Annotated in this window: 11 protein-coding genes; 6 read left to right on the top strand and 5 right to left on the bottom strand. The window is 67.0% G+C overall.

Annotated elements, in window-relative coordinates:
• Positions 1-6: 6 nt before the first annotated feature.
• Positions 7-2403 carry a penicillin acylase family protein gene (locus D3877_RS02860; protein ID WP_238474702.1) on the top strand — a complete coding sequence of 799 codons (2397 nt, stop codon included), beginning with the start codon at positions 7-9 and terminating at the stop codon, positions 2401-2403.
• Positions 2400-3614: a threonine ammonia-lyase gene (locus tag D3877_RS02855; RefSeq protein WP_119829244.1), complete on the top strand. Its 1215-nt coding sequence runs from the start codon at positions 2400-2402 to the stop codon at positions 3612-3614. The genes D3877_RS02860 and D3877_RS02855 overlap by 4 nt, the downstream gene beginning before the upstream one ends.
• A 286-nt stretch (positions 3615-3900) precedes the next feature.
• Here the strand turns inward: D3877_RS02855 and D3877_RS02845 are convergent, their stop codons facing one another.
• From D3877_RS02845 to D3877_RS02825, 5 genes are all read right to left on the bottom strand, one after another.
• Positions 3901-4404, bottom strand: a complete 504-nt coding sequence (locus tag D3877_RS02845; protein ID WP_119829243.1) for a DUF934 domain-containing protein — start codon at positions 4402-4404, stop codon at positions 3901-3903.
• Complete coding sequence (locus tag D3877_RS02840) at positions 4391-6082, bottom strand: nitrite/sulfite reductase (RefSeq protein WP_119829242.1); 1692 nt, start codon at positions 6080-6082, stop codon at positions 4391-4393. The genes D3877_RS02845 and D3877_RS02840 overlap by 14 nt, the downstream gene beginning before the upstream one ends.
• A 64-nt stretch (positions 6083-6146) precedes the next feature.
• A complete protein-coding gene (locus D3877_RS02835; RefSeq protein ID WP_119829241.1) occupies positions 6147-6458 on the bottom strand; it encodes a DUF2849 domain-containing protein in 312 nt (103 codons plus the stop codon).
• Between the two features lie 42 nt (positions 6459-6500).
• On the bottom strand, positions 6501-7334 hold the full coding sequence (gene cobA / locus D3877_RS02830; RefSeq protein ID WP_119829240.1) for a uroporphyrinogen-III C-methyltransferase: 834 nt from the start codon (positions 7332-7334) through the stop codon (positions 6501-6503).
• A complete protein-coding gene (locus D3877_RS02825) occupies positions 7331-7888 on the bottom strand; it encodes a precorrin-2 dehydrogenase/sirohydrochlorin ferrochelatase family protein (RefSeq protein ID WP_119829239.1) in 558 nt (185 codons plus the stop codon). Before D3877_RS02825 ends, cobA begins: the two co-directional genes overlap by 4 nt.
• 271 nt (positions 7889-8159) lie before the next feature.
• Here D3877_RS02825 and D3877_RS02820 point away from each other — a divergent pair, with 271 nt between their 5' ends.
• The 4 genes from D3877_RS02820 (at position 8160) to D3877_RS02805 (ending at position 12823) form a co-directional block, all read left to right on the top strand.
• Positions 8160-8861: a phosphoadenylyl-sulfate reductase gene (locus D3877_RS02820; protein WP_119829238.1), complete on the top strand. Its 702-nt coding sequence runs from the start codon at positions 8160-8162 to the stop codon at positions 8859-8861.
• Positions 8858-9655, top strand: coding sequence for a sulfate adenylyltransferase subunit CysD (cysD, locus tag D3877_RS02815; RefSeq protein ID WP_119829237.1), 798 nt, complete (start codon positions 8858-8860; stop codon positions 9653-9655). Before D3877_RS02820 ends, cysD begins: the two co-directional genes overlap by 4 nt.
• Before the next feature lies 1 nt (position 9656).
• Entirely contained in the window at positions 9657-11525 is a 1869-nt protein-coding gene (gene cysC / locus D3877_RS02810) for an adenylyl-sulfate kinase (RefSeq protein WP_119829236.1), read from the top strand.
• A gap of 266 nt (positions 11526-11791) precedes the next feature.
• A complete protein-coding gene (locus D3877_RS02805) occupies positions 11792-12823 on the top strand; it encodes an ABC transporter substrate-binding protein (protein ID WP_119829235.1) in 1032 nt (343 codons plus the stop codon).
• Positions 12824-12832: the final 9 nt, after the last annotated feature.

Raw genomic sequence — 12832 nt, 5'->3', positions numbered from 1 at the left:
CGCCTTTTGGCCCGCGCCGGGATCGCGCTGTCCGTCTTGCTGGCCCTGCCGCCGCTGGCGGCGGGGGGCTGGTTCCTCTGGCTGCGCGGCCAACAGCCGCAGATCAGCGGCGAGGTCGCCCTGACCGGGCTGGACGCCAAGGCCGAGGTTTTGCGCGACCGCAACGGCGTGCCGCACATCTTCGCCGCCGCCCCGCGCGACGCCTACCGCGCCTTGGGCTATGTCCACGCCCAGGACCGGCTGTGGCAGATGGAGACCATGCGCCGTCTGGGCGCGGGGCGGTTGGCCGAGTTGGTCGGCGTCCGCTACGGCGATTTCGCCCTGAAAAGCGACCGGCTGATGCGCACGCTCGGCCTTTACCGCGCCGCCGAGGCGATGAGCGCCGGTCTGTCGCCCGAGGCCCGCGAGGCGTTCGACGCCTACGCCGAGGGGGTGAACAGCTACCTCGACGGCCACCGCGAGGCGCTGCCCATTGAGTTTCAGTTGCTCAGCCACCACCCCGAACCCTGGCGGCCCGCCGATTCCCTGGTCTGGGGCAAGCTGATGGCGCTGCAACTGTCCGGCAATTACCGGGACGAGCTGCTGCGCGCCCGTCTGCTGAAGCGGCTGACGCCGCAGCAGGTCGAGGATCTGTTCCCCGCCGACCCGCCCGGCACGCCGGTGACGCTGGCCGCCGAACTGCGCGATTTGGATGTGGGCGAGGGCGTCCGCCGGACGCTGGCCGCCCTGCCCGACCTTGGCCCGGACACCGCGTCGAACGAATGGGCCTTGACCGGCGCGCGCACCAGCACCGGCAAGCCGATCATCGCCAACGACCCGCATCTGGGGCTGGAGGCGCCGATCCTCTGGTATCTCGCCCGCATCGTCACGCCCGATTTCACCATCGCCGGGGCCACGGTTCCCGGCGTGCCGCTGCATGTCCTTGGCCACAACGGCAAGGTCGCCTGGGGCTTCACCACCACCCACAGCGACACCCAGGACATCTTCGTCGAGAAGATCGACCCGCAGGATCCCAGCCGTTACGTCACCCCCGACGGCGCCAAGCCCTTCGTCAGCCGCAGCGAGACCATCCACGTCAAGGGACAGGCCGACGAGACGTTCACTGTGCGCGAGACGCGGCACGGCCCGGTGGTCTCCGGCCTGGAGGCTGGCGACGCCCCGCCGGAGGGCCATGTCCTGGCGCTGGCCTTTCCCGGACTGGCCAGCGACGACCGTTCGCCCGAGGCGCTGTACCGCCTGAATCACGCCGACGACGCGGAGGCGGTGCGCAACGCCGTCCGCCTGCACGTGGCCCCGCAGCAGAACATCGTCTACGCCGACCGCGCGGGCGAGGTGGGGATCATCTCCCCCGGTCGTGTGCCGATCCGCCGCAAGGGCGACGGGCGGGTTCCCGTGCCGGGTTGGACCGGCGAGTATGATTGGAGCGGCTTCCTGCCCAGCTACACCCTGCCCCAGGCGGTCAACCCGCCGTCGGGCCAGTTCGTCAACGCCAACAACGCCATCGTCGGGCGCGACTACCCCTATCGTCTGGCGACCGACTGGCCGGACGCCTCGCGCGCCAAGCGCATCGTCGAAATGCTGGGCGACCGCCGCCATTCGGTGGACGACGTCGCGCGCCAGCAGATGGACATCATCTCCCTGCCCGCCCGCGATTTCCTGCCCGAGCTGCTGAAATACCCGCTGCCCAAGGGCATCGCCACCGACGCCGCCGCCCTGCTGCGGAGCTGGGACGGCGCCATGGCGCGCGACCGGCCCGAGCCGCTGATTTTCGAGGCGTGGTTGCGCGAGCTGTCGCGCGCCGTCTTCGCCGACGAACTCGGCCCCGACTTCGCCAGCTATTGGGAATTGCGCCCGCAAACCCTGCGCCATGTCTTCAACACCGCCCCGCGCTGGTGCGACGACGTGACGACGCCGGAGACCGAGACCTGCGCCGACATCGTGGCCAAGGCGCTGACCACCGCGCTGGAGGATCTGTCCAAGCGCCATGGCGGCAACCCCGCCCGCTGGCGCTGGGGCGACGAGCACCGCGCGGCGCTCAGCCACCGCATCCTCGGCAAGCTGCCGATCCTGGGATCCTTGACCGATCTGTCCATCGAAACCGACGGCGGCTTTTTCACCGTCAATCGCGGTTCGACCCGGCTGCGCGATTCTGCGGCGCCCTTCGCCCATGTTCACGGCGCTGGCTATCGTGGGGTGTATGATCTGGCCGACCTGGACAACTCCCGATTTACAATCGCCACCGGGCAATCGGGAAATCCGCTGTCGTCGCACTGGGGCGACCTTGTTTCCATCTGGCGCGACGGCGGTTCGTTGCGTCTGTCCGGCGACCGTGGCACGTTGATCGCGGCAGGGGCGGAGGTGCTGACACTCACACCACGCAACACCGGGACACAACAAAAATGACCATTGGTTTGGAGGATGTGCGCGCCGCAGCGGCGCGCATCGAAGGCCATCTGTCGCGGACTCCGGTGGTTTCGGCCACCCGCCTGGGGGACATGGCGGGGTGCCGCATCCACCTGAAACTGGAAAGCCAACACGCCACCGGCTCCTTCAAGGAGCGCGGGGCGTTGAACAAGCTGTTGTCGCTGGGCGCGGCGGAACGGACGGCGGGCGTCATCGCCATGTCGGCGGGCAACCACGCCCAGGCCGTGGCCTGCCACGCCACCCGTCTGGGCATCCGGTCCACCATCGTCATGCCCAGCTTCACCCCCTTCACCAAGGTGGAGCGCACCGAAAGCCTGGGGGCCAAGGTCGAGCTGCACGGCGACACGCTGAGCGACGCCGCCGCCTTCGCCCATGATCTGGCGGCGCGGCAGGGCTTGACCTTCGTCCACCCCTACGACGATCCCTTCGTCGCCGCCGGGCAAGGCACGGCGGCGCTGGAGTTTCTGGCCGAAATTCCCGATCTCGACACGCTGGTGATTCCCATCGGCGGCGGCGGCCTGATCGCGGGCATGGCGACGGCGGCCAAGGCGCTGAATCCGGCGATCCAGATCATCGGCGTTCAATGCGCGCTCTACCCGGCGATGGCGCAGGCGCTGGCCGGACAGCCCATCGTTTGCGGCGGGGCCACCATCGCCGAGGGCATCGCGGTGAAGGCCCCCGGCGGCATCACCCTGCCCATCGTCCGCGCCCTGGTGGACGACGTGATCGAGGTTGGCGAAACCCGGTTGGAGGAGGCGGTCTATCGCCTGTCCACCATGCAAAAGCTGGTGGCCGAGGGGGCGGGCGGCGCCGGTCTGGCCGCCGTGCTGGACAACCCGGCGCGCTTCGCCGGGCGCAAGGTTGGTATCGTCATTTCCGGCGGCAACATCGATTCGCGCATCCTGGCGCAGGTGTTGATGCGCGGCCTGGTCTATGAGGGGCGGATCGTCCGCCTGCGCATCGGCATCACCGACGCCCCCGGCGCGCTGGCCCGCGTCACCCGCCTGCTGGGCGAGGCCGGGGCCAACATCGTCGAGGTCTATCACCAGCGCCTGTTCCACAATGTGCCGGTGAAGATGGCCGAGGTGGACGTCGTGCTGGAAACCCGCGACCAGAGCCACGTCCAAGCCTTGATGGTCCGCATGCGCGACGCCGGTTTCCCGACGGCGCTGATGACGGACGTCTCTTAAACCACTGCGGGCTTCCCCCTGTTTGCCGTGGCCGCCGTGGCGGGACAGGGAAACAGGGGGAAGCCTTTACTTCAGGGTTTTATCGCATGTGGCGTTGAATCTCCCTCTCCCGTTCCGGGAGAGGGAGGGGACCCACGGAGTGGGGAGGGTGAGGGGTGGCCCAAGAGTCCAAAACCGCATGGCTCCTTGGATCACCCCTCACCCTTCCCGCCGCTTCGCGGCAGGCCCCTTCCCTCTCCCGGAGCGGGAGAGGGAGATTTGACGCCAAATGCGATAACCCTGGCTTTTACCCGGCGACGCCCAGCTTGCGGCGCAGCAGCGACAGGGGTTGGGTGTCGTCGATGCTGGGTTGGAAGGCGATGGTGATTTCCGTCAGGGCGTTGGCCCAGCTCTCCGGGTTGGTCCCTTCCGGCGCCTCGACCGAGGTGAAGCCGGTGCGGACCAGGAACTGGTACTGGTCGGGGATCACATGGCCGACCGCGCGGATCTCGCCCGCGTAGCCATACCGCTCCCGCAACTCGCGCGCGGTGGAGAAACCACGCCCGTCGCGGAATTTCGGGAACTCCACCGCCACCAGCGCGAAGCGGTCGAGGTCGGGGGCGATGGCCCCAGCCAGCGTGCCGCCTTTCAGCCGCACGCCCAGCTTGGCGTTGCGACCGTCGAAGCTGGCGCGTTCGGCCTGCCAGCGTTCAAAGCTGATGATGACCGGGCGGTCGTTCGGGACCGGCTCCCCGTCCGGGATGAAGCTCCAGGCGTCTTCGCCGATGCGGCCATTCTCAATCAGCGGCATAGATTCTCTCCTTGAACGGGCCGTGGCCGACGCGGGCCAGCGTGTCGAGGAAACGCTCGCTCTCGCCGGTTCGGTTGGCGAGATAGACCTCGACGATGGCTTCGATGGCGTCCACCGCCTCATGCTCCGTCACCGCCGGGCCGAGGATGTCGCCGATGGCCGTGGTCAGGGTCGGGTCGCCGCCGACGGTGATCTGGTAGAACTCCGTGCCCTTCTTGTCGACGCCGAGAATGCCGATGGCGGCGACGTGATGGTGGCCGCAGGCGTTGATGCAGCCGCTGATCTTGATCCCCAGCTCGCCGATGGTCCGCTGGCGCAGCGGGTCGGCGAAGCGGGCGGAAATCGCCTGGGCCAGCGGGATGGCGCGGGCGTTGGCCAGCGCGCAGTAATCCAGACCAGGGCAGGCGATGATGTCGCCAATCAGCCCGGCGTTCGCCGTGCCGAGGTTGACGGCGTCGAGCTTTTGCCACAGCGCGTACAGCTCATCCTGCTTGACGTGGGCCAGCACGATGTTCTGGACGTGGCTGACGCGCAGCTCGCCAAAGCTGTATTGCTCGGCCAGATCGGCGATCACGTCCATCTGGTCGCAACTGGCGTCGCCGGGGATGCCGCCGGGCGGCTTCAGCGAGATGGTGGCGATGGCGTAGCCCGGCGCCTTGTGCTCGGCGACGTTCACCGCCACCCAATTGGCGAAGGCGGGGTTTTCCGCCTTGGCGCGCTCCAGCGCGCTGGAGGTCTCCGGCAGATCCTCAAAGGGCGGCGGGGCGAAATGCGTGCGGATTTCGGCGACGATGGCCGGGTCCAAGCGGTATTTCGGGCCGCGCAGCCGGGCGAACTCCTCCTCGACCTCCGCCTTGAACTTTTCAAGGCCAAGCTCGTGCACCAGGATCTTGATGCGCGCCTTGTAGATGTTGTCGCGACGGCCATACTGGTTGTAGACGCGCAGGATGGCTTCCAGATAGGCGACGAAATCCTCCTCCGCCACCCACTCGCGCACCAGCTTGCCGATGAAGGGCGAGCGCCCCAGACCGCCGCCGACGTAGAAGGTGAAGCCCGCCTCGCCCGCCTCGTTCCGCCGGGCCAGCAGGCCGACGTCGTGGACGCGCACGGCGGCGCGGTCGCTCGCGGCGCCGGAGATGGCGATCTTGAACTTGCGCGGCAGATAGGTGAATTCCGGGTGCAGCGACGTCCATTGCCGCAGGATTTCGGCGTAGACGCGCCCGTCCACCACCTCGTCCTTGGCGGCGCCGACGAATTGGTCGGTGGTGACGTTGCGCACGCAATTGCCGCTGGTTTGCAGCGCGTGCATGTCCACGTCGGCCAGCGCGTTCAGGATCGCCGGGGTGTCTTCCAGCTTGATCCAGTTGTATTGCAGGTTCTGGCGCGTGGTAAAATGGCCGTAGCCCTTGTCGTAGGTCCGCCCGATCTCGGCCAGCTTGCGGAGCTGAACCGCGCTCATCACCCCATAGGGGACGGCGATGCGCAGCATGTAGGCGTGAAGCTGGAGATAGAGGCCGTTCATCAGCCGGATCGGCTTGAACTCCTCCTCCGTCAGCTCGCCGGACAGGCGGCGTTCGACTTGGCGGCGGAACTGCTCGACGCGTTCGCCGACGAAACGGCGGTCGATCTCGTCGTAATGATAGATCCCGGCGCGGGCGCCGGGCGCGATGTGGTTCATGTCACGGTTCCCAAGGGCGTGGGCGGGCAAAGGCGCGAAGGGCGGGGTCTCTAAGGCCGCAGCCTCAGGCCGCCGCCTGCTTGCCAAGATCAAGGCGGACCGACGGGCCAAGCGTGCGGATGCGTTCGCGCATCTTCACCGGCAGGGCCGCGCCGTTTTCGCTCTCCACCTCAAAGGCGTAGAGATCGACGCCGAACTGGTCGCGCTCGGCCTGGGCCTTGGCGGCGGCGAGCGCCGTCGTGGCCTCGGCCTCGGTCAGCAGGGCGGCGTCGGCGAAGGACTCCACCCAAGCCCCGGCGGCGCCGAGAAAGACGACGACGCCGTCCCGCAGGCGGTTGGCGGTGATGGCGTGCAGCGTTCCATCGGGGGACGGCATGTCTGGCTCTCCTCGCTTCTCAAAAACGTTCGGCGGCAACATTCAGGCGGATAAGGCGGACAATGGCGCGGACAAGGGGGCGGGCGCCATGGTCGTTTGCTGAAACTGGGTCATCCAGCCGCGCAGCCGCACCACCTCGCCAACCACGACGATGGCCGGGCGCTTGGGCTGTAGCCGGATGAGGTCTTCGCCGCAATGGGCAAGGTTGCTCTCCACCACCGTTTGCGCGGCGGTGGTGGCGCTGGAGACGATGGCGACCGGCGTCATCGGCGGTTTGCCCGCAGCGATCAGGCGGCGCGCAATCTCGTCCAGCGTGCCGAGCGCCATGTAGAAGACCAGCGCGCCGGGCAGCTTGGCCAGGACGGAGAAATCCAAATTGTCCGGCAGCGCGCCGGATTTGTCGTGGCCGGTGACGAAGGTGGCGGTGGTCGCCAGCCCGCGATGCGTCACCGGGATTCCGGCATAAGCCAACCCGCCGATTCCGGCGGTGACGCCCGGCACGACGCGAAAGGTGATTTTCGCCTCGGCCAGCGCCAGACATTCCTCGCCGCCGCGCCCGAAGACGAACGGGTCGCCGCCCTTCAGCCGCAGCACCCGCAAGCCCTGGCGGGCGAGCGTCACCAGCGCGTCGTTGATCGAGTCTTGGGTGGGCGACGGTCGCCCGGCCCGTTTGCCAAGGTCGATCATCCGCGCCGCCGGGTTGGCAAGCTCCAGAATGGCGGAATCCACCAGCGCGTCATGGACAATGGCGTCGGCCTCGGCCAGCGCCTTGGCGGCCAGCAGGGTCAACAGGCCAGGATCGCCGGGACCGGCGCCCGCCAGCCAGACGGCGCCGGGCGCGAAGGCCGGAAGAGTGACGCCCCGCGTTTGGATCATGGCAGCCATCCTTCCCGCGCGATGAGGTCCTTGGTCGCCTTGGCGACGGCGGACATGGACGCCCCTTCGCCCCGCAGCCGGTCGCGCAGCGCCGCGATGACGCGAATCCGGTCGCCCCAGCTTTCCGGGAACAGGGTTTCCAGCCGTTGCCGGACCAGACTGGCCAGGGTCGGGCTGCGCCCGCCGGTCGAAATGGTCAGCAGCAGGTCGCCGCGCCGCACGACGGACGGGGAATGGAAATCACACAAGGGGATGACGTCTTCCACATTGACCAGAACGCCGCGCGAGCGCGCCAGTTCCGCCAAGGATTTCTCCACCGCAGGCTCCAACCCCATGACGAAGAGGACGCGCACGGCGTCAAGTTCGGCGGTGAAGGGCAAGGCGCGGACCAGCCGGTCCCCCGCCAGCGCGGCGAACTCCGCGTCGGGTTCGGGCGAATACACCAGCGGATCGCCGCCGCCCTCGCGCAATTGGCTGAGCCGCCGCGCCGCCAGCGGGCCATTGCCGACCAGCGCGATGGGCACCCGCGCCGGATCAAGCGCCACCGGAATCATCGGCGGCCCCCATGGACCCGACGGTTGAGGGGGCGGCGGAGGGCGCGGCGGCGGAAAATTACACAGAAATCAGCGGGGTTCTGGCGCATGTCGGTATTTAGCCGCTGATGCGGGAGACAATCAACATATTTCACACAAACAACACAATCCTATTAAACAACTAGATAATGTATTTGCGTTGCACCACTTCAAACCCGGTGTTAATGTGCAAATCAGACGCTTCAATCTACTTTAAAAGTAGAGAATTAAACGACCGGAAGGTTGATCCCCCATGGATATGGCGACGCGGGTCAAAGAACTGACCGAACGTTACGGAAGGCTGGAGGGCGCCGCTCTGCTGGCCGCGCTCCATCAGGCTTTGGACGGTCGGATCGCCCTGGTGTCCTCCTTTGGCGCGGAATCCGCCGTTCTGCTGGCCATGGCGGCGGAAGCGGCGCCGGATTTCCCGGTGATCCTGGTGAACACCGGCAAGCTGTTCGGCGAAACCCTGCGTTACCGCGACCAGTTGGTGAAACGGCTTGGCCTGACCAACCTGCGCGAGGTCGGGCCGACGGCGGAGGATCTGGCGGTCGGCGACCCGAACGGCCTGCTGTTCTCCAAGAACCACGATTCCTGTTGCCATCTGCGCAAGACCATCCCGCTCGACCGCGCCCTTGCCGGGTTCGACGGCTGGATCACCGGGCGCAAACGCTTTCAGGCCGCGACCCGCGCCGCCCTGCCGCTGTTCGAGGCGGAAGGGGGCAAAATCAAGGTCAACCCGCTGGCCGCCTGGGACAAGGCGCGGCTGGAGGAAGAGTTCATCCGGCGCGATCTGCCGCGCCACCCGCTGGAAGCCGACGGGTTCCTGTCCATCGGCTGTTACACCTGCACCGAGCGCGTGACGCCCGGCGCCGACCTGCGTTCCGGCCGTTGGGCCGGGACCGACAAAACCGAATGCGGCATACACATGACCATGATTGGAACCGCCCGATGAGCGCCGATCTCGACCAGCTTGAGAACCAGAGCATCTACATCCTTCGCGAGGCCTACAACCGCATCGACAAGCTTGCGCTGTTGTGGTCGATCGGCAAGGACAGCAACGTCCTGCTCTGGCTCTGCCGCAAGGCGTTTTTCGGGCGCATCCCCTTCCCCGTCGTTCAGCTCGACACCGCGATGGAGCTGCCGGAAGTCTATGAGTTCCGCGACCGCATCCACAAGGAATGGGATCTCAACCTGATCGTCGAGCAATGCCCGCCGGAAGAGGAGATGGACCAAACCCTGCCGCCACTGACCCGCGCCGCCGCGCGCAAGACGGAAGGGTTGAAGAGCCTGCTGCGCGGCGACGCCTATCAGGGGATCATGGTCGGCATCCGCCGCGACGAGCAGGCGACCCGCGCGAAGGAGCGCGTCTTCTCTCCCCGCTCGCTGGAAGGGGATTGGGACGTGAAGGACCAGCCCGCCGAGTTCTGGGATCATTACAAGACCCGCTTCCCCGAAGGCGTCCATGTCCGCATCCATCCGCTGCTGGCCTGGACCGAGCTGGACATCTGGCGCTATTCCAAGCGCGAGGGAATTCCCATCGTTCCGCTGTACTTCGCCCGCGACGGCAAGCGTTACCGCTCGCTGGGGGAAAAGAACATCACCTTCCCTGTGGATTCGACCGCGTCCAACATTGATGAGATCATCGAGGAATTGATGATCACCCGCATCCCGGAACGGGCCGGTCGGGCGATGGACAATGAATCCGAAGACAGTTTCGAGCGCCTGCGCAGCGTGGGGTACATGTAACATGCCGAATTCACAGCTTCGCATCGTCATCGTCGGCCATGTCGACCACGGCAAATCCACCCTGATCGGTCGCCTCCTCAACGACACCGGCAGCCTGCCCGACGGCAAGGTCGAACAGGTCCAGGAGATGAGCCGCAAGCGCGGCATGCCGTTCGAGTGGGCCTTCCTCCTCGACGCGCTCCAGGCCGAGCGTGACCAGGGCATCACCATTGACACCACGCAGATCCATTTCAAGACCAAGCAGCGCCCCTACGTCATCATCGACGCGCCGGGCCACACCGAGTTCCTGAAGAACATGGTGACGGGAGCCTCCCAGGCCGACGCCGCCCTGTTGGTGATCGACGCCGGGGAAGGCGCGCTGGAGCAGTCCCGCCGCCACGCCTTCCTGCTGCATCTGCTGGGCGTCCGTCAGGTCTCCGTGGTCATCAACAAGATGGACCGCGTGGAATTCTCGCAGGCCCGCTATGAGACGGTCGCCCACGAGATCAAGGAGTATCTGTCGGAACTCGGCCTGTTCCCCAAGGCGGTGATTCCGATTTCGGCCCGCCATGGCGACAACATCGTCTCCCGCACCGATCAGGCCCCCTGGTATCTCGGCCCGACGGTGATCGAGCAGTTGGACAGCTTCCGCCAACAGCAGGTCTCCCCCGACCAGCCGCTGCGCTTCCCGCTTCAGGACGTCTACAAGCCCGACGACCGCCGCATCCTGGCGGGCCGCGTCGAAAGCGGGCGCTTGAAGGTCGGCGACACCCTGCGCTTCGCCCCCAGCGGGGCCAGCGCCACGGTGGTCAGCATCGAGGCGTGGAACAACCCGAACCCGGTTCTGTCGGCCCAGGCCGGGCAGAGCATCGGCGTGACGCTGGACAAGCGCATCTTCGCCGAGCGCGGCCACATCGCCCATCACGAGGACGCGGCCCCGACCCTGACCCACCGTCTGAGCGTCCGCCTGTTCTGGCTGGTGTCGGAGCCGATGGCGCTGGGCAAGACCTACACGCTGAAGATCGCCACCGCCGAACACCGGGTGACGGTGGAGCAGGTGACGGCGGTCATCAATGTGGAGGATCTGACCAGCACGCCGGGCAAGGCGGTCCACCGCAACGAGGTGGCCGAGGTCGTGTTGCGCTCCCGCTCGCCCATCGCGGTCGATCTGGCGGCGGATCTGCCGCGCACCGGGCGCGGCGTGCTGCTGGACGGCAACGACGTCGTCGGCGGTTGCCTGGTGATCGAGGCCGAGGATTCGGCGTCGGCCAACCTGACCGAAGTCTCCCACACCGTCTCGCTGGACGAGCGCGCGGCGGCCAACGGCCACAAGGGCGGCATTTTGTGGCTGACCGGCCTGTCGGGGGCGGGGAAATCCACCCTGGCGATGGCGCTGGAACGCGCGCTGTTCGACCGGGGTTGGCAGACCTTCGTTCTGGACGGCGACAATGTCCGCAACGGCCTGAACGCCGGGTTGGGCTTCTCGCCGGACGACCGGGCGGAGAACATCCGCCGGGTGGCCGAAACGGCGAAGCTGTTCGCCGACGCGGGCGTCGTCGTCATCGCCTCGCTGATTTCGCCGCTGCGGGCCGACCGGGCGCGGGCGCGGGTGATCGGCGGCGACCGTTTCCACGAAATCCACGTCGGCGCCGACCTGTCGGTGTGCGAGGAGCGCGACCCCAAGGGCCTCTACAAAAAGGCGCGGGCGGGCGAAATCGCCCAATTCACCGGCGTCTCCGCCCCCTATGAGACTCCGGAATCGCCGGAACTGCTGATCGACACCGGCGCGCTCGACCGCAGCGAGGCCTTGGCCCAGTTGCTGGATTACGTGGACGAGACTTTGGGCAAATCCAGCCTGAAGTCCGGCAAGGAACTGACCTACGTGATCTGATGTTTGTGGGGAGCGTGGGCGTGGTCGCCCCCTCCCCATCCCTCCCCCGCTTCACAGCGGGAGAGCGGGCGTGATCCTTGACGACGTGCGGCGGAGTTCCCTCTCCCGCCGCATGGCGGGGGAGGGTTAGGGAGGGGGAATTCACCGACCACTCCACACAAAAATCTGTGAAATCCCCAATTCCCTCCCACGCGACTGTTGAAATCAATCTTCCTCTCGCCACATTCCGTGCTAAATAACAACAGAACTCTGTCGAGGATGATTCGATGCACAGCTTGACCCGCCGCGCCGCCGTCCTTGCGATGGCCGCCTTTGCGTCCGTCGCCGCCCTGCCCTCCGGCGCCGCCCGCGCCGCCGATCCGGTGAAGCTGGAAATCGGCTACATTCCCATCCTGGCCGCCTCGCCGCTGTTCATCATCGATGGTCAGGGCTGGGCCAAGGACGCCGGGATCACCCTGAAGCTGACGCGCTTTGAATCCGGGCCGCACGCCATCCAGGCGATGGCCGCCGGGCAAATCGACCTGCTCTACGCGGGCGTCGCCCCGGTGCTGGTCGCCCGCACCAAGGGCGTGGACGTCGCCGTCATCGCCAATTCGGCGGTTGAGGAGATGGTGGTCGCCGGGCGCGGCCCCTTCGCCAAGGCGCTGGGCGCCAATCCGACGCCGGAGACCTTCAAGAAATTCTTCGCCGACACCGGCCGCAAGCCAAAGATCGGCACCCAGCCGCCCGGCTCGGTCCCCGACACCGTGCTGAAGCATTGGCTGTTCAAGGTGATCAAGGTCGATCCCGCCGACGTCGAACTGGTGTCGATGGGCATTGAAAAGACCCAACAGGCCCTGCTGGCGGGCGCGCTCGACGCCGCGACGATTCGCGAACCGACGGTGACGGTGACGCAGCAGATGGATCCCAACGTCACCCTGCTGGCGACCGGGGCGCAGATGTTCCCCGACCAGCCCGGCACCGTGATGTCCGCCCGCGCCGAAGTGCTGAAGAAGTACCCAGAGGCGATCAACGCGCTGGTCAAGGCGCATCTGCGCGCGGTGGACCTCATCAACAAGGATCCGGCGCAAGCGTCGAAGATCGTCAACAACTATCTGGGCAAGGGGTTGATGGAACCGGCGACGCTTGAGGCCGCCTTCCGGGGGCCAGGGTCGAAATTCGTCGCCGACCCGCACGGCGTGGTTCCGGCGGTGGAAAAGATGATGGCCTTCGCCAAGGAAATTGGCTCCGCCGACGGCGTCATTCCGGTGGCGGAGGCCTTTGACTTCCGCTTCTATGACGCCGCCGTCGCCAAGTAACCGCGTGCA

It is taken from the genome of Azospirillum cavernae, from assembly GCF_003590795.1.
GTDB classification, from domain to species: Bacteria; Pseudomonadota; Alphaproteobacteria; order Azospirillales; family Azospirillaceae; genus Azospirillum; species Azospirillum cavernae.
Note: the sequence above shows the minus strand (reverse complement) of the source record. Positions and strands in the feature narration are given on the sequence as shown.